This window comes from Gilliamella sp. WF3-4 (assembly GCF_001690275.1).
In the GTDB taxonomy this organism is placed as follows: Bacteria; Pseudomonadota; Gammaproteobacteria; order Enterobacterales; family Orbaceae; genus Gilliamella; species Gilliamella apicola_C.
Window position 1 is genome coordinate 76,658 of record NZ_LZGW01000003.1, and the last position, 17,073, is coordinate 93,730.

18 protein-coding genes are annotated in these 17,073 nt (G+C 33.2%); 10 read left to right on the plus strand and 8 right to left on the minus strand.

From position 1 onward, the window contains the following. Positions 1-54: 54 nt before the first annotated feature. From fdhE to A9G47_RS01485, 5 genes are all read left to right on the plus strand, one after another. Positions 55-972, plus strand: a complete 918-nt coding sequence (fdhE, locus tag A9G47_RS01465) for a formate dehydrogenase accessory protein FdhE (protein WP_065641994.1) — start codon at positions 55-57, stop codon at positions 970-972. Between the two features lie 183 nt (positions 973-1,155). Continuing rightward, positions 1,156-2,112 carry an ABC transporter substrate-binding protein gene (locus A9G47_RS01470; RefSeq protein ID WP_065567377.1) on the plus strand — a complete coding sequence of 319 codons (957 nt, stop codon included), beginning with the start codon at positions 1,156-1,158 and terminating at the stop codon, positions 2,110-2,112. Positions 2,113-2,404: 292 nt separating this feature from the next. Further along, positions 2,405-3,382 (plus strand): ABC transporter substrate-binding protein, encoded by a 978-nt coding sequence (locus A9G47_RS01475; RefSeq protein WP_065641995.1) that lies wholly within the window; start codon positions 2,405-2,407, stop codon positions 3,380-3,382. Positions 3,383-3,439: 57 nt separating this feature from the next. Further along, positions 3,440-4,384 (plus strand): ABC transporter permease, encoded by a 945-nt coding sequence (locus A9G47_RS01480; RefSeq protein ID WP_065567379.1) that lies wholly within the window; start codon positions 3,440-3,442, stop codon positions 4,382-4,384. Between the two features lie 2 nt (positions 4,385-4,386). Continuing rightward, positions 4,387-5,181 (plus strand): ABC transporter ATP-binding protein, encoded by a 795-nt coding sequence (locus A9G47_RS01485; protein WP_065567380.1) that lies wholly within the window; start codon positions 4,387-4,389, stop codon positions 5,179-5,181. 881 nt (positions 5,182-6,062) lie between these two features. On the opposite strand, the gene A9G47_RS01490 is transcribed toward A9G47_RS01485, so the two are convergent. The 6 genes from A9G47_RS01490 to A9G47_RS14805 all read right to left on the minus strand — a co-directional run bounded on the left by A9G47_RS01490 (position 6,063) and on the right by A9G47_RS14805 (position 9,661). Beyond that, on the minus strand, positions 6,063-6,392 hold the full coding sequence (locus tag A9G47_RS01490) for a hypothetical protein (protein ID WP_065641996.1): 330 nt from the start codon (positions 6,390-6,392) through the stop codon (positions 6,063-6,065). After that, positions 6,358-6,480: a helix-turn-helix domain-containing protein gene (locus A9G47_RS14125; protein ID WP_176700633.1), complete on the minus strand. Its 123-nt coding sequence runs from the start codon at positions 6,478-6,480 to the stop codon at positions 6,358-6,360. Before A9G47_RS14125 ends, A9G47_RS01490 begins: the two co-directional genes overlap by 35 nt. A gap of 146 nt (positions 6,481-6,626) precedes the next feature. After that, the gene (locus A9G47_RS01495; protein ID WP_065567382.1) at positions 6,627-6,980 is read right to left on the minus strand and encodes a hypothetical protein; all 354 of its coding nucleotides are present in this window, start codon (positions 6,978-6,980) and stop codon (positions 6,627-6,629) included. A gap of 270 nt (positions 6,981-7,250) precedes the next feature. Beyond that, positions 7,251-8,486 (minus strand): hypothetical protein, encoded by a 1,236-nt coding sequence (locus A9G47_RS01500; RefSeq protein ID WP_065641997.1) that lies wholly within the window; start codon positions 8,484-8,486, stop codon positions 7,251-7,253. Positions 8,487-8,616: 130 nt separating this feature from the next. Beyond that, positions 8,617-9,012, minus strand: coding sequence for a DUF2750 domain-containing protein (locus tag A9G47_RS01505; RefSeq protein ID WP_218057322.1), 396 nt, complete (start codon positions 9,010-9,012; stop codon positions 8,617-8,619). A 286-nt stretch (positions 9,013-9,298) separates the two neighbouring features. Then, positions 9,299-9,661, minus strand: coding sequence for an IS3 family transposase (locus tag A9G47_RS14805; protein ID WP_141672006.1), 363 nt, complete (start codon positions 9,659-9,661; stop codon positions 9,299-9,301). A 191-nt stretch (positions 9,662-9,852) separates the two neighbouring features. On the opposite strand from A9G47_RS14805, the gene A9G47_RS01510 reads away from it, so the two are divergent. The 3 genes from A9G47_RS01510 to A9G47_RS01520 all read left to right on the plus strand — a co-directional run bounded on the left by A9G47_RS01510 (position 9,853) and on the right by A9G47_RS01520 (position 12,011). Then, positions 9,853-10,338: a CPCC family cysteine-rich protein gene (locus A9G47_RS01510; protein WP_065641998.1), complete on the plus strand. Its 486-nt coding sequence runs from the start codon at positions 9,853-9,855 to the stop codon at positions 10,336-10,338. Between the two features lie 668 nt (positions 10,339-11,006). Then, entirely contained in the window at positions 11,007-11,288 is a 282-nt protein-coding gene (locus A9G47_RS01515) for a hypothetical protein (RefSeq protein ID WP_065641999.1), read from the plus strand. A gap of 282 nt (positions 11,289-11,570) precedes the next feature. Then, positions 11,571-12,011 (plus strand): hypothetical protein, encoded by a 441-nt coding sequence (locus A9G47_RS01520; RefSeq protein WP_065642000.1) that lies wholly within the window; start codon positions 11,571-11,573, stop codon positions 12,009-12,011. Positions 12,012-12,308: 297 nt separating this feature from the next. Here A9G47_RS01520 and A9G47_RS01525 read toward each other — a convergent pair whose 3' ends face one another. Both A9G47_RS01525 and A9G47_RS01530 read right to left on the minus strand, forming a co-directional pair. Further along, positions 12,309-13,850 (minus strand): AMP-binding protein, encoded by a 1,542-nt coding sequence (locus tag A9G47_RS01525; RefSeq protein WP_065567387.1) that lies wholly within the window; start codon positions 13,848-13,850, stop codon positions 12,309-12,311. After that, on the minus strand, positions 13,847-14,569 hold the full coding sequence (locus A9G47_RS01530; protein ID WP_218057402.1) for an SDR family NAD(P)-dependent oxidoreductase: 723 nt from the start codon (positions 14,567-14,569) through the stop codon (positions 13,847-13,849). Before A9G47_RS01530 ends, A9G47_RS01525 begins: the two co-directional genes overlap by 4 nt. 1,322 nt (positions 14,570-15,891) lie before the next feature. Here A9G47_RS01530 and A9G47_RS01540 point away from each other — a divergent pair. After that, the gene (locus A9G47_RS01540; protein ID WP_065642001.1) at positions 15,892-16,344 is read left to right on the plus strand and encodes a hypothetical protein; all 453 of its coding nucleotides are present in this window, start codon (positions 15,892-15,894) and stop codon (positions 16,342-16,344) included. Positions 16,345-16,660: 316 nt separating this feature from the next. Beyond that, positions 16,661-17,029 carry an Imm8 family immunity protein gene (locus A9G47_RS01545; RefSeq protein WP_065642002.1) on the plus strand — a complete coding sequence of 123 codons (369 nt, stop codon included), beginning with the start codon at positions 16,661-16,663 and terminating at the stop codon, positions 17,027-17,029. Positions 17,030-17,073 lie beyond the last annotated feature (44 nt).

Sequence of the window (17,073 nt, forward strand, 5' to 3'; positions counted from 1 at the left end):
TTTAAAAGCAAAAAACCAGTGACAATCGAAAATCACAATCAATGAGCATTTATAATGAATATAAAAATCATTCCTCAAGATCAACTTGAACAACAAGCAAGTAGCTCCGTTATTCGGCAAATTCCATTACTTTTATATCCATCACCTAAAACACTTTATACGCATCGAGTTGAGCGTTTGAAAAGCCTTGCAAACAATAGCCCAATTAGCGATTATTTAAACTTTTGTGCAAAAATTGTTGAACAACAAGCCGATTTACTCAAGCAAAAACCAATAGATATTGATGTAGCATGTTTATTAAATAGTGAGCATCCCCCGCTAAGTTTAGATAATTTACCACTTACAAATACGTGGCAAGATTACTTAGCATCATTGTTGGACTCATGTGCCAACACAACAGAGCAAATTACTTTAGTCATCGAGCAACTAAAAAAAAATAGCTCTCAAGCGTTGCAAAATAAAGCAATACATTTACTTACAGGTGAATTTGATCAAGTTAATGGCGATGAAACAATTTTTATTTGGTCAGCTTTATCGGTTTACTACTGCCAACTGGCCAGTCAAATCAAAGGCAAAGCCATCGCAGAAAATATAGACAAACTTTGGTTGTGCCCAGTTTGCAAAAGCATGCCCTCAGCCAGTGTTATTCAATTAGGTAGCCACAGTGGTTTACGCTATTTACATTGTAGTTTATGTGAAAGTGAATGGTACGTGCCTAGAATTAAGTGCACCTGTTGCGATAATATGAAGGATATACAATATCTGTCACTAGAACAGGAACTTGCAGCAACTAAAACGGAGTGTTGTGACACTTGCCATAGTTATTTAAAAATATTTGATCAAGATAAAGATCCCCATATTGAAGTCATCGCTGATGATATTGCCTCATTGATTTTAGATATAAAAACAGAAGAAGAAGGTTTTGCTAAAAGTGGCGTTAATCCGTTTATATTTGCTCAAAAGCAAGATTAATACACAAAAAACTAAAAATTAAGATTTCTTAATGAATATAAAAATAGCGGCAAAACGGCTGGGTGAATGGTTTATTGTTACAATATTATCGTTGATAAGCTCATTTATTAATAAAATACAACTTCACTTTTTAGCTTGATAAAGTTAAACTGGCACCATTGTACTAGTTTGTGAGTTCTTATTATGAAACGCTTTTTGTTATCGCTAATAATTCTTTTAGTTACCCCTTTTTTTAGTTTTGCAGATACAATAAAAAATGTCGCTATTACCGCGATTGTAGAACATCCATCTTTAGACCAAATCCGTGATGGTGTTAAAGATGAATTAACAGACAATGGCTATAAGTTAAACGAAAATTTAACGGTTCAATACAAAAGTGCACAAGGCAGCAGCGCAACTGCTGCACAAATTGCCAGACAATTTGTCGCAGCAAAACCTGATGTTATTGTCGCAATTGCCACACCGAGTGCTCAAGCAACTGCGGCTGCCACCAGACAGATCCCGGTGGTTTTTGCCGGTATTACAGATCCAATTGCAGCCAAGTTAATTAAAAACTGGCAACCTACAGGTACAAACATCACTGGCGTTTCAGATTATCAAGAAATAGGGCCACAAATCGACTTTATAAAAAAAATCGTACCCAATGTTAAATCGGTAGGATACATTTATAGCCCAAGTGAAATTAACTCAACTGTGGTATTAAAAAACCTACAAGCACTTTTATCGCAACAAAATATCAAATTAGTTGCGGTACCTGCTCAGCGAACCGCTGATATCTCAACTGCCGTCAATACATTAAAAGGAAAAGTTGATTTAATCTACACAACAACCGATAACAATGTTGTTTCAGCTTATGAGTCATTAGTAAAATTTGCTAATGAAAATAAAATCCCGCTGTTAGCCTCTTTCCCTGATGCAATTGAACGAGGCGCTGTTGCCGCATATGGCATGAGTTACTATGATGTGGGACGCCAATCAGGCAAACTTGTTGTTCGAATCTTACAGGGTGAAAAAGCAGGTAACATTGCTCCAGAAATAGGACAATCATTACGTCTTGCCATCAATATTGGTGCTGCTAAAAAACAAGGTGTAACATTGTCTCCTGAAGTTATCCAATCCGCTTACAAAGTCATAGACTAATAATTAATTCCAATCTATTGTAACCAACAAAACTTTGCTCATTTCGGTGGGCAAAGAGCTAGGTTATACATAATTAATTTAAGGTCAATAATATTACCGACAGCCTTGGGCTAATAAAATAACAAAATTTTATCCACACAACAAAGTGTACTTTAGTTTCATCAATCAACATTTAATGTAAAAAAATGTTTACATTCACAGCTATTTTTTAACTCTAGAAAATTATCTAAATTTGCTTTATAGTAGCTTGGAATTTATCTTAGTTGTAAATAAAATATTACAGGAGTGCCATATGCGTAATTCTATTATAAAATTTTTTATGCTACTTAGCTTATCATTGGCAGTATTTAACTCTTCAGCAGATCCTAAATCTGAGCAAAAATTTGTGGCTATTACCGCAATTGTTGAACATCCAGCATTAGATAATGTTCGTCGAGGTGTTGAGGATGAACTAAAAGATAGCGGTTATATTGCTGGCGAAAATTTAAAATTACACTTTGCAAGTGCACAAGGTAGTAGCGCTAATGCAGCGCAAATCGCTAAACAATTTGTAGCTAACAAACCTGATGTTATTGTTGGCATTGCGACACCAAGTTCACAAGCTTTAGTTGCGACAACCAAACAAATTCCAATTGTTTTCACTGCCGTTACCGATCCTGTAGCAGCAAAATTAATTCCAAGTTGGAATGCATCAAAAACCAACGTAACTGGGGTGTCTGATGCGTTATCATTAGATGCTCAAATTGACATGATGCTAAAAATTAAACCTGATACTAAAAATATTGGTTATGTTTATAGCCCAAGTGAAATAAATTCAACAATTATACTAAAACAATTACAAGTTGAGTTAGAAAAACGAGGTATGAAAATAATAGCTGCCCCAGCTCAACGTACTTCGGATATATCAACAGCCGCAAGAAGTTTAAAAGGTAAAGTTGATATGTTTTATACCACGACTGATAACAATGTGGTTTCTGCCTATGAAGCGCTAGTAAAAATAGCAAACGAAAGCAAGATACCTCTTTTAGCATCAAACCCAGAATCAGCAGAACGTGGGGCGATTGCGGCTTTGGGAATGAGTTATTATGATCTTGGTCGTCAGGCAGGTAAAATTGTTATCCGCATACTGAATGGTGAAAAACCGGGTGATATCCCATCACAAGTGGGCAATGTTACTCAACTAACGATAAATAAAAAGGCGGCTGAACGCCAAGGTGTTACGTTATCTGATGATATATTGAAATCAGCGGCAAAAATTATCGAAAAATAATATTGCTCTTTTATAACTATGCCGCCATTTTGGCGGTTAACTTGAATGGATTTTTTCATGTCTTTTGAATTTTTATTAGGCTCAATTGGAATTGGGCTTATTTATGCCTTAGTGAGTTTAGGTGTATTTATCTCATTTCGTTTACTTGACTTCCCTGATTTGACAGCTGATGCCAGCTTCCCTCTTGGGGGCGCAATTTGTGGATTATGTATTTATATCGGTATCGATCCTTGGATTGCGACGTTATTCGGCATGCTTGCTGGTTGCCTTGCTGGCGCAATGACAGGCATACTGTACGTTAAGCTCAATATTCTACAATTACTTTCGAGCATTATTGTAATGATAGGACTTTATTCTATTAATTTAAGAATATTAGGTCTTGCACCTTATATTATGGATGAAACACCAAGAATGGCGGGTTCACCTAACCTTTCTTTACTGGATGCCAAAACCATATTTTCACCATTTATTGCTGATGATTACAGTAATCAATATATTATACAACCGCTTTTGGTGCTGGGATTTGTCATTGTGTGTTGGGCATTACTCAATTTATTTTTGAAGACCCAGATAGGATTAGCATTAAGAGCAACGGGAACCAATCAACGAATGGCAAAATCCCAAGGCATACCAACTGGAGGAATAACCATCCTCGGTATGGCAATATCAAATGGCTTAATTGCACTTGGTGGATCGTTATTTATACAAACTCAAGGTGGCGCAGATATTACCATTGGTGTTGGAACAATTGTCATCGGGCTTGCTTCAATTATCCTGGGTGAAAGCATCTTTCCAACAAAACGTATCTGGCTTGTTATGCTTTCAGTTATTTTAGGCTCTATTTTGTATCGCTTATTTATTGCTTTTGCATTAAGCAATGAATTCCTACAAACAATCGGCGTTGGAACAGAGGATCTAAATCTGATTACCGCAATATTGGTTGTGCTAGCTCTTGTGGTACCAAAACAACTAAAAAAACACGCTAAAAGAAGAGGGAAATAAGCATGATTAAAGTTGAACAATTACAATTAACTTTTAATCAAGGTACACCAATTGAAAATTATGTGCTACGAGGATTAAACCTAAAAATTAGTGAAGGCGAATTTGTTACCATAATTGGTAGTAATGGTGCAGGAAAAAGCTCGTTGCTCAATGTCATTAGCGGAGATCTATTTGCTGACTCAGGTAGTGTTGTTATCAATGAACAAAATGTAAGCCACTGGCCAGCATGGAAGCGGGCTAGCATGGTGGCACGAGTATTCCAAGATCCTATGGTTGGAACTTGTGAAAACTTAACCATCGAAGAAAATCTGGCTATTGCTTACAATCGAGGTCATCGTTTTACTCTCGCTTCAGCACTTAATAACAATATCAGATCAATATTTAAAGAAAAACTGGCGACTTTAAATTTAGGGCTTGAAAATCGATTATCGGATATGATGGGCTTACTTTCTGGTGGTCAAAGACAAGCTATTAGTTTGTTAATGTCAACATTAAAACCCTCTAAAATATTATTGCTTGATGAACATACCGCAGCACTTGATCCTAAAACAGCACAGTTTGTTTTAGATCTGACTGATAAAATTGTTTCAAAAAACCATTTAACGACGATGATGGTAACCCACTCAATGAAACAAGCATTGGAATATGGAAATCGAACAGTCATGTTGCATCAAGGTCAAGTTGTACTTGATGTATCAGGTGAACAACGCGCAAAATTAACCGTAACCGATTTATTAGATATGTTTGAAAAAACACGCGGTGAAAAAGTGACTGACGATGCATTGCTTTTAGGTTAATAATAAATAAAAAAGTAATATTTCAAGCAGAAATATTGCTTTTTGTTAATTAGATTTGTTAGTTCTGACGTAATCTGCCTGTGTTAGCTCAAACCTAATCTGACAGCTACTAGTTTTTATTTTGTGTCTGTCAGATTAAAAAGTTTATGGATAAATTCGACCGACACCTTGTAAATTGCCAACATAAAACGTATTTTGTGAATCAAGTTATCCTTGCCAAAGTATTAGACAAAACTCACTGCTATAAAAGTGTTATTTAGGTCATACGACTTTTCATATTGCTTAGGCGATACCCAGTTATTAACTCCGTGTCGGCAAACCTACTTATAATCGGTTTTGATATAGGCGAATAGGCTTTATTGGCTTCTTCCTTGTTTTGTTATCATCATGAATCATGGGTGTTAACGGATGGAAAAACTTTCAGCAATGGCATTATTTCAACAATTGCCCGTTTGCTTCAGACTTTGGCTAAGTCCATACTGTAACACTAATCTGTAACACTAATCGCTTAAAATTAGCGTTGCAATATTGGTTTTTGGGGCCACTAGGTCGTCGCTTTCCTTTGAGAAATGGACGACAAAATAAGGTATTTTGGAGCGTGGTACAAACTAAATACTGATCAATATACTTAATGTATTAATCAGTAAACCATAAGATACAGCTTGCAATAAAAGGATTAATGTTATTATTTTTTTAAATAAAAAAATTAATAAAATCAATGGGTTTTCTGACTGATTTTTATTGTGCTAGAACTTGATTTGAATGGGCATACCGTATCGGTTATCTCAATACCGTTTAAGATGACCTCATCATATGAATAGGTTTGTTATGTATTTTTCAATGCAAATAATCTAACAACTCGTTTAATAATTTTCATTGGTTTATCCTTTTTTATCATCAATTTCTTTGACTTCTTTATTTAAACCCGAAGAACACAAATAAAGCTCTTGTGCATACCAGATACACTTACTTTCAACTGACGACAGACCAGCAGTGCCAGATACGATGACAACGGTTGCTTCATATATTGGTGCTTCACCGTCTTGGGCGGTTGATGAAGTACACATGCGCTTTTTTAGCATTTCATTGGCTATTTTTAGTGCTTTGTTTTCTGTTTTTAGCGCGATAATTTTTGGTGGCTCATTAGTTAGCTCATGGTTACTGGTTAGGATTAAGTTACTTAACCCATTTATCCAGCGTTGATTTACCAATACCTAAATGATTAACGATTTTAGCTAATGAAATATGGGCATTAGATAAAGCATAATTCACCGTCTGCTGTTTGAACTTTGTACTCAATTTTTTGTGCCATAATGTGTTCGCTTATGATTGTTCGTTATAGCATATTCGTTATATTATAAAGGTGACATTTGCCGATTTTAGGGCGAGGATCAACATCATGTATTGGTATGCTAATTTGTTAGGTGCTAAAGATAAAGTTTACTTTAAATCTGTGGAGTAACTTCGACAGGAGACCAAACTGAACATTTCCACTGTATAAAATGATTAGTTAGAATTTGTTTGATATAACTTTCAAATTCAGAATTAAAATATTCATCAGATATTATTGTTATTTCAAGCGTATAATGCTCATCACACAATAATTCACTAAGCATATCAATTTTGTCTATAACGGCTATGCTAAAATTGGCCAATTCAGCTCTGGCAATATAACGACCTTTTTCATCTTTACAGGATAATTTACATTGAAATGCTGATGCTATCTTAGCCTGTATTTCTTGGAATGATTCATTATTATCAACTAATACAAAAGTTAACCACCTTGTATTTATATTCATAGAACTATCAACCTTACCAGCCAATTTAATATCACAGTATCAACTTCAACTATGATCTTATAAAAATATTCCATTCTTGCCACATCACAAGATCCATTGTTTGTATGTTAGCAAGTTTTTTTAATATTACCAATGTGTTGTTTAATATCAAAATGGATCTATCTTAACAGACCACCTTGGCGTAAAATTAGGCATCTTAATTGCCTACTTATCATATTAAGATGCGATATTACTTCAGCTAGATAGATTTGTGCTTTTAATCCATCTTACTTATCTCGGCGACGGCTTGTTAAGCTTTTGGGCTAGCTCCTCTACACATTCCTGAGCTATTTTTTTGTATTTTATCGCATTTTCTATAGAAAAATTTTCATCAATCATTTTATAAAAGCCATCAACTGTGCCAAAAAAGCCATTTGCTTGAATAGCAAATCCCCCATTAGCCCAACAAGCAAAAATGGTTGTTAAGTTGCCTTGGTTGCTTTTGCGATAAACTATATTCTGTACTTTATCTACATCTAAATATATACCACAAGCAACGGATAAATTTTCAGGTAATAATTTGATTTTGGTTGACTCTATATTCAAGCGACCACCAATAAATAAATTTTTAGGCAATACTTGAATGTCTGTATTAGCAACACTTAAATATCCTCCTACCGATAAATTTTCTGGTAATGTTTTTATTCTGGTATTTCTTAAATTTAGATAACCGTTAACAGAAATTTTTTGAGGTAATTGTTTGATATGGGTATTTCTTAGATCAAGATCTCCCCCAACAGTTAAGTTTTCGCCTAATAATTGAATATTGGTATTTGCTAAGTCTAAATCACCGCCAACCGATAAATTTTCAGACAATCTATTAATTTGGCTATTTATTAAATATATGTCACCGCCAACCGATAAGTTTTTGGGTAATGTTTCGATATCTGTATTTGCTAGATTTAAATTGCCACCAACCGATAAGTTATCCGGTAATGTCTGAATCATTGAATAGGTAAGATCTAAATTGCCGCCAACTGATAAGTTATCTGGTAATGCTTTAATCATTGAATAGGTAAGATCTAAATTACCACTAATTGATAAGTTTTCAGGTAATGATTGAATATCTGTGTGAGCTAAATTCAAATCACCACCAATAGCCAGATTTTCAGGTAGCGCTTTGATGTCTGTAAATTCTAAATACAAATTACCACCCACAGATAAATTATCCGGTAAGACTTTAATTTTAGTGATCGATAAATTTAAATCCCCACTAATTGTAAAATCATTCGGTAAGGCTTGGATTTCGGAGTCTGTTAAATTCAAACTACCATGAATAGCCATATTTTTTGGTAGTATTTGCATTTTTGTTTTACTTAAATTTAAATCACCATGGATAAGTAAATTGTCTGGCAAGACACTAATTTCTTTGTTTCTTAAACGCAAATTATCATTAATGATAACTTTATTATCTTGAACAACGTGTTTTACCCCTTTTTTAGTTAGTAATTCGAGAAATTTTTCCATAGGTTATTTCACCAATAATAAGCACTCTTCTAATTTGATATCACAAGTTATATACAATGAATTACTCAGTTAGAAATTGTCTTTGCTTTTGTCCGATTACAAGTTTGGATTACTTCATTCGGGGTTAGTTTTAAATATAATTACTACATTCGTTTTCTAAATCAATTAATAAGCTCTCAGCATTAACAATAGGAGTGCTTGATAGCGTAGGAATGGAGAAAATACCAACTTGAGTTCCTTTGGCTGATAAATCAGGCAATAATTTATTCATTATATAATCAAGCGATAATGCCTTGGGTTTATAATTCTTCCAGCCACCTAAAGCACAATTTGCAGCATATTCACGAGCAGGCCATAATATAAGAACTTCATTATTGTTATCATTTCTACCGGTTAAGGCAAACCCGTCATCGTCTAAGACCCAAGCTACTTCGTTATCAACAATTTTTTTTATGGAATAAATGTATCTTTCTTGGCTCCCTTTATTTGACATAACTTCAACTTCTTTGGCTGATAAGACTATCATAAGTGAATACTCCTTATATTTTTGCTTACGTCTAAATAAATTGTTGTAATCATAATCATCGTGTCGATGCTAAAACTAAGCTCGTTTTTTGCAGTTTAGCATACTAATTAAGATTCAGATCACTCAGCAACTCAATCCATTCTAGCAAGATAAATCTTCTATAGCAGGATTATATTACCTAAAAATATTGTAATGCTATCCCGTTTATCTGTCTAAATATTGTCTATGATGCCGAATTTTTTACTCAATTGACGTTGTAACTATCTCTCAAATGGTAGCTATCCCCCTAAAATAGTACAGCAAAAAAGTAGAAAATTGGAATGGCAACACATTTCAAACAAAAATTAAGGCGATAATTACAATAACGTTTAACGACGTATTTTGATACGAGCAATAAAAATTTCATCAGCCGAACAATGTAACAGCGTGATACCCAAATGTTCTCTTTTTGCAAATCAAAACCAATTCGCCTTGTACCATAACAATGATAGCTTCGGTTAAATAGCGTCACTACTTTATCTGCATAAAGTCTTACTGATTTTTGTTTATTCAATTTACATTGGTAATAAGCATAATATCTTGATAATACGAAATATTGACATCGTTTTGTCGGGCTATAATGATGTCGGTTTGCGTTTAGGATAGTCATTTTCACCCCATTATCAGTGCGGCTTGCTTTAAAATATCGTTTTCTATGCGGCGCTTTTTTAAGCGCTTTGCGTAAACCCTTAAAAAAGTTGTATGATTTAATGTAACCGCTCCGAATAGGACTTATTATAAAGACGGTGGAAGAAGCAAAAGCCCATTCCAAGAGGCAATTGATTTAGCGCGAGAAAAATAATGTGTATAGAATTCTTTCATAGTGAAGTCATTAACTTTTTAAATTACCACTCTTTATTTACTTTAAAATTGGATGCTAGAACAAATTTTTTATATGAAAATGGAATACTTGATGAGCAATCTATGGCTCTTTCTAAGAAACAGATTTACAACAATGATATTTTAGATAGTTATAAATTATCATCGTTAATTAGAAATAAATACTTAGAAAACAAAATAAAAGACATTACCGGTAATGATATAAAAATAATTGATCATCCAGATAGTGAAATTACTGGTGTTGCTTGTATCTCATGTCGATACCTTGTTTTCAAGGATTATGAAGATTCGATTTTTGAAATATGTCCAGTTTGTGATTGGCAAACAGACCAATTAAATGAAGATGGATATAGTAAATTAAATCAAAGTTATTTAACCTCTTATATAAGCACTTCTTTATACAAAGAAAAAGTACTGCAATATCAGGATGTCTATATAAGAAAATAGCATAAATTCGAAAATAAATGCGCCAGTCTGCACCACGAAGTATTATGCCCCTAAGGATGGTTGAGCATCGAATTCAAATACTACTATAACAGCTGCTGGCAACACAAACACTCCCCTGCGAGGTTAGCATCCCATCCTACTCACATCCTGACAGAGCGCATCTACCAGTACGACAACCTCGGCGGGTTAGTTAGCATAAAAACACAGCAGATATGATCCTCGCAAAAAAATGGCAAATGAAATTGTAAAAAAGTGTTACATGTTATCTACTACTGGATCTGTTTTAGTTAGCCTAAAGCCTAAAGCCTAAAGCGTAGGGCTATTCTTGAATAGTGTAGAGTATTTATGATCCTATTTTTGATGTAATGGGTCGATACGAAATTAAATATTATTAAAAAATAAAATGATAGAAGCTGGCTCAATAATTAGATATGTGTAGGATCGTGATTTATAGCATCAGGTTTACTGGTGAATTTCACAATGAAATGTCGCAACAAACCTAACTGCATCCAAAGCAAACAAAGTGCCAACTACAGCTAGCGTTACCGCTATTTCTACGACCACCTTATCGAAAAACATCAGCTAGACAGTGCAGGCGACCTCTTGCAACGTTAAAAACAGAAAAATTGTTTTGAACAAAAATATCATTCCATCCAAAGTATTTTTATATGATATATGAATTAAAAATATTTGATTATCCTAATAGCTATGGTTTCGAAGCTGAATCAGATCAGATTTCAAATTATGATTTTTGTTTTAGTGGTGGGTCGGATTTTATTTCAGTTAAGCTTGCAAATCTGCTGTTAGGTTATAAAGGTTTTTTAAAAGAGGTTAAATGCCTTGATGCCAATGTCATTATCAATGGTCAGAGCAATTCAGACTATAACGTCTTAAATATTCTTCATTCATTATCATATATAGGCATAAGCCTGATAGTGAACCAATATTAAATTATTTGCCTAATAAATCAAAGAAGTTTCATAGAATTGTCTTTAAAAAAATATCAAAGAAAACTTTTATATGGCAAGATATTAGGAATCTCAAAAACATGTCGTTATTTCCGATAAGCTAAGGCAATTCTTTGTTGATAATAATGCCAAAAGAATATATTTATAACGACTTTTGTTAGCATGTGTCCTAGTTATTATTAGTTTTATGTATAATCGTAACTATCGCTAAAATAGTGTAGAAAAAAGTAGCAAATTCTTCATGATAAAAATAAAAGGGTTTGTATGAAGTTATTATGTAATCATTGTAAAAAACAATTTATAACATCAGAAGAGCAAGACCATTTTATCTCGGTTTCTCGCCAAAAGAATATGAAATTCATTATGATAAAATGCCATTATTGCTCAATGAGTTATGACATTAATTCGATGCTATTAAATAAGCAGGAGGATAAACAAACTGCTGTTGTAAATGGATTAAAGTGCCCTAAAGAAACATGTGCAGGTATTGTTTCTTATATTGAAGATGTCCCCCCATTTTTTGGTTGTGGTCAATGTGGTAATGTGTGGTTTAAAAAAGAAGACTTATATAACGACATTAAAAACATAATTGCTAAATACCCTTATAGAAAACAAGCATATAATATTGTGAATGATAAATACTTGCCTGCTTTAGATAGCGAAATTCCCTCATGCTATGATGATCAAGTAAACTTGGAACAATAAATCAATTTTAGACAGATAATAATGGTTAGTTTAGTTACCTAGTGACTGGGGAAACCAATATTGCAGTGCGGATTTTAATCGGTTAGTGTTAAAGCATAGATTTAACCAAAGCATGCTCTATTACAGATCCCAAAGATCCTAATAAGAAAAATCATCTCCTTGTTTATAATTTTAATTTAGGTAATTTTAAACTAAATGAAGTTGGAACTATTTTCACCCACGAGATATTATCAATGTTTAGTTATCATCCTAATTTAATAATGATTATTTGTATAATAAACTAAACCATCATTACTTCTAATAAAATGTTCCAATATCTTCATTGTATAATAGAGTATGTAATTGCCTCTTATCAACCTTACCGATAGCCGTTATAGGCATTTCATTTAGCTCAATGACTTTTTTCGGCATTTGATAACGAGCCACTTTACTACGCAGCCAAGTAAACAATGCTTCGTTAGATAAAACTTGGTTTTTTCCTAATATAATAAAAGCAACAAATCGTTGTCCAAATTCATCATCGTTGATGGGTATGACTGTGGCTTCTTCAATTGCTGGATGCTCTAGTAACTGTTGTTCAAGATCATAAGGATATGCATTTTCTCCTGCTGATACAATCATGTCATCTTTTCGACCTTGTAAATAAAAATATCCATGTTGATCTTTATACGCTAAATCACCTGTTGAGATCCATTTGTTAGCTTGTATCGACCATGCGCACTTAATCCATAATTCGCCTATTCCTTTAACTATTTCCTGCCCATCTTGCATTAATTTTATATGTAATCCGTTAATTGGGCGGCCAATACAACTGGGTTGTTTTTCTAAATCTTCAGGTGTGGCAATTGTACATATACCGGCCTCAGATGTACCATATAAATTAAATAGCATTGGCCCCAATTTATTTTGTGTTTCTTGAACAAGCGTTTCTGCTAAAGGTGAACCACCACTAATAATACATTTCAAACTTAGTAACTTGGTGTGATCATACTTAAGTAAACGACCTAGCATTAACGGAACTAAAGTAATAACCTCTATTTTATGTTTATCTAATAACTGACTAGCTTCTTGTGTTGTAAATTTTTTATGTAAAAAAATAGTAGAGCCGAGCAGTACAGCTATGCAAAATGTAGCAATACCAAACCCATGGTAAATTGGTGTTGCGATATAAATGCTTGAATACTGATTAAGTTTTAATTTTGTAAATAAAGCAGTAAAAGGAATGATAAACCCTTTAGCTTTTGTGCTGCGCCCCGCTATTTTAAAATTGCCTGTTGTGCCACTGGTTAATACAATGATTTTGGGAAAATGACACACTTTTCTTTTTTGTGTTGTTTTCATTAAACGACCATTTATTAATCGTTGAATAGAAGGAAAATTGTCGTGATAAGTTAATAGGTTATTTTCTTTCTGTAAAAATTTAATCTCTGGATCATGAATAATTAAGTCAAATGAATACGCTTCGTCTAGTTTTTTAAATTGTGTCGCAGACATCTGTGCATTTAATAAATAGATATCTGCGCCCAATACAGATAAAGCAAAGAGAGTGTGTGCTAAATAAATGTGGTTATAAGCCATCACTGCAATCTTCTGTTTAGCTTTAACACCATAAAAAGTAGCTAGTTGATCAGCTAAATGTTGTGATTGTTTATATAGGGTACAAAAATTAATATTATCTTTTTCATCTTGAAACGCAATTTTTTGTGGGTAGAACCGTTTGCTTATATAAAGCAACGTCATTAAATTGATGCCGACAACTTTTATTGCACAAATTAAATACCAAATTCCTCTAAAGGTTAATAAGTTACATTGATAGAGTATTTTTAAAGTCTTAATCATTTTTTATTCCGTAAATAATACTGTGTTATTTTTAACCATAATGGATATAATAAAACGGAAGTTAGTTGCGCCCATATACTCCACCAAGGCTTATAATATGTCTTACGGTTAATCAATAAGTTATTAATACGCATTGCCGCCTGTTCAGCGCGCATTGCTGGCGCTTGTTGATATGCTTTAGTTGGTGCTATCATTCTAGTCTTAACCAACGGCAAATAGGTGCTGGAAACGGTGATCTTGTTGATAGCAAGCTCACTACTGGCACAATTCAGCCATTGATCAAAAGCGGCTTTAGAAGCTTGATAAGCTGCCCAGTAGGGGGTTGGCGCTAATAATACATTAATTGCTGATACGTTAATAATTTGCCCTTTATTTTTTTGTAATTCAGGAATTAATGCTAAGCAAAGTTTCACTGGAGCAAAATAATTTAATTGCATTGTTCTTTGAAAATCATGGTATCTGTCTAATGATTGCATAATTGGACGACAGATAGATTTACCAGCATTATTAATAAAAATATCAATTGTAAATTGAGATAATATTTTTATAAACTCGTTAAGCTGTTGCTCATCGGATAAATTGACAGAAAAAACGTGCACCGTTGCTTTTTGACTGGTTATCTGTTGCTTTATCGTTTCTAGTTTTTCTGTTGTGCGCGCGACTAAAATGAGTCTACAATCAATGTCTGCTATCTGATAACAAAGCGCTACCGATACCAAAAGTAGCACCAGTAATCAACACGGTTTTATGATGTAATCGCTGGGTAAGGAGTGCTTTATTTACTTTTATAGGAGGAAATAGAATAAATTCCAAACATCGCTTTATCGCGTTCATTGTTTTTTTATTTTTCTCTTTAAACAATAAATACCGTGTAGAATAACATAGAATTTATTATTTATTACTCATAAATAGGCGACAGTCAAAACTGTAATTACCAGATTAGGTAGCAGTTTAAACTTAATCTAACAGACGCTAACGACTTATCAGAATTCATTTTAACAAAATGAGATCCTCGCCAAAAAATGAACCTATGTCACCTTTATGATATAACTAACAATCATAGGAGGACATTGTGGCCAAAAAATTTAGCGCACAAATTGGTGAAGTACCAATATATAAAGCAACATTTGTTACCATACCCATTATTGCTAGTCTGCCGTCACTTAGAAGTTAGCGTATCAGATTACTATACTTGGCTAAAACCTGAGCCTAAATCAACGGGGTTATTTGAGAATATCAAAGCACTTTATTGTTAACATAAATCCTGCTCAAGCACACCCAGCTTAGTACATGATATCAGGGACAAGGGCTAGGATGTATCATAAAGAAAGATTAGCTGAGCATGATAAAAATTAGTCAGAAAGGACATTGATTTTATTTGATTTTTTATTTGTAACGCGACGAAAAATAATGGCATTAATCTTTTTGCTACAAGTCTATCATTATGATGTGCGGACTAATACATTAAGCATATTGATAAGTATTTAGTTTGTCATTCACCCAAAATTCCTTATTTTGTCGTCAATTTCCTAAAGGGATATTATACCTACTAGCCAATGAAACTAAATATTACAGTGCGGATTTTAAGTGATTAGTGTTACAGCATGGAATTAACTAAAGCATGATTCGCTACCTATTATTTAAACGCTATACCCAATTTTTTGGCGAGGATCTGATTGGCTCACAGAAAAATTGAAGTGGCTATCGGCTTTGGTTAGGTTAAATGGTATAGAATCCTGAATAATTTTTACAAATAGATTCTAAAGTAAATATCCAAATCATAAATAATTTATGACAAAACATAATATTTGCGTGAATTGATTTAAATAAAGTGTGCTTTTTTATAAAACAAATTTTTATAAAACAATTTTTGGAAAAAATATTGAATCTAGCACCATAACAGTATGAATATTTTTAATATGGGTTATTATAATATTGAGTAAAAATGCGAGCATGTAGATATACATCAAATGCTTCGCCATACGATAATGATGGCCAATGTCAAAACAATTGCAACGGTTTATCCTAAAGGATATTGTTAATGATTAATTTAATTATCCCCCCTGATTCTATTCGCGTATCAAAAAGTAAAATATCAACGCAAATATTCTCAAAAATATATTTTCAGATCGGGAACATTTTCTTTCCTGATGAACAATGGGATGATTTTACCGTAGTTATATTAAATTGGTGGTTAAAAGAAGCTTGTAAAATTCAGCAAAATAACATAACTCATTTTTACTTTATGGATGGACCTTTTTATTTTGAAGTTTTTTGTATTAATAAAATTTGTAAAATCAAATTTATAGATAATCGGTTTGATAAAAAAGAAGTCGTATATAGTGGTGAAATAGAATACACATCTTTACTGAATTTATTAAAGAAAAATGCAAATTTATTAATTCGAAGCTTACCTATGGATGCCGAAAAACTAAAAGATGTCATAGAATTAAAACAAAATTTAAAATTAATACAAACTCGATCCTGTAAATAAGTTTGTATTTTTGTCTATTTTTATATTTATCTTTGGTATCAACATATGCTTTTCTACTTTACGAAAATAATGTTATTGATTACGAAGATAAGATGTATCTAACATTGCAATTCAATAGATTGTCAATAATTCATTGTGTCTTGATTTTTATCATTGGTTTAATGGAATACCTAAGTAGCTAAATATTAAGGTTAATACGATCGATAGCTTTACCATATTGGTAAAAAAATAAGATTTAAGCAATGATAATTGAGGCGTTCTCGATATTATAATTACAGTGAGCGCCTTATAATGTTTATTTTGATGCGGGCTATAAATGAAAATTAAACAACAAAAATTTGAAGTGAAATATTACTGGTCTCCAGATATCGGTGATCCTTGGCTGTGGCAGCCAGAAGATAATGCAGTTTTTTATTTATTAGAGATGAATATCGGTATTACTGGCGAGGATAATTCTGATATTTACTCAATCATTGTCGCAACTCCAGAAGGAATACTCAATTTAAATAAGGGCAGAATTCAACAGCCAAAACGATATAAAATTTTATTATTAAATCAATATGATTGGGATAAAGTTAGACAATCCATAGATGAAAAGCTGGCTTGTATAAAACCTGCTGATGGCACCCCCGCTTTTGATAAATTAGCGAGTGATTTTTATTGGGAATATGACGGTATGCCATAATCACCGCATTTTGTAATTGTGCATTTGCCGGTTAGAAGTGATGA

Excerpts from the sequence above, each read along its gene's own strand:
- fdhE (WP_065641994.1), top strand. The coding sequence starts at position 55 with ATGAATATAAAAATCATTCCTCAAGATCAACTTGAACAACAAGCAAGT.
- A9G47_RS01470 (WP_065567377.1), top strand. The coding sequence starts at position 1,156 with ATGAAACGCTTTTTGTTATCGCTAATAATTCTTTTAGTTACCCCTTTT.
- A9G47_RS01475 (WP_065641995.1), top strand. The coding sequence starts at position 2,405 with ATGCGTAATTCTATTATAAAATTTTTTATGCTACTTAGCTTATCATTG.
- A9G47_RS01480 (WP_065567379.1), top strand. The coding sequence starts at position 3,440 with ATGTCTTTTGAATTTTTATTAGGCTCAATTGGAATTGGGCTTATTTAT.
- A9G47_RS01485 (WP_065567380.1), top strand. The coding sequence starts at position 4,387 with ATGATTAAAGTTGAACAATTACAATTAACTTTTAATCAAGGTACACCA.
- A9G47_RS01495 (WP_065567382.1), bottom strand. The coding sequence starts at position 6,980 with ATGAATATAAATACAAGGTGGTTAACTTTTGTATTAGTTGATAATAAT.
- A9G47_RS01500 (WP_065641997.1), bottom strand. The coding sequence starts at position 8,486 with ATGGAAAAATTTCTCGAATTACTAACTAAAAAAGGGGTAAAACACGTT.
- A9G47_RS01505 (WP_218057322.1), bottom strand. The coding sequence starts at position 9,012 with ATGATAGTCTTATCAGCCAAAGAAGTTGAAGTTATGTCAAATAAAGGG.
- A9G47_RS14805 (WP_141672006.1), bottom strand. The coding sequence starts at position 9,661 with ATGACTATCCTAAACGCAAACCGACATCATTATAGCCCGACAAAACGA.
- A9G47_RS01510 (WP_065641998.1), top strand. The coding sequence starts at position 9,853 with ATGTGTATAGAATTCTTTCATAGTGAAGTCATTAACTTTTTAAATTAC.
- A9G47_RS01515 (WP_065641999.1), top strand. The coding sequence starts at position 11,007 with ATGATATATGAATTAAAAATATTTGATTATCCTAATAGCTATGGTTTC.
- A9G47_RS01520 (WP_065642000.1), top strand. The coding sequence starts at position 11,571 with ATGAAGTTATTATGTAATCATTGTAAAAAACAATTTATAACATCAGAA.
- A9G47_RS01525 (WP_065567387.1), bottom strand. The coding sequence starts at position 13,850 with ATGATTAAGACTTTAAAAATACTCTATCAATGTAACTTATTAACCTTT.
- A9G47_RS01540 (WP_065642001.1), top strand. The coding sequence starts at position 15,892 with ATGATTAATTTAATTATCCCCCCTGATTCTATTCGCGTATCAAAAAGT.
- A9G47_RS01545 (WP_065642002.1), top strand. The coding sequence starts at position 16,661 with ATGAAAATTAAACAACAAAAATTTGAAGTGAAATATTACTGGTCTCCA.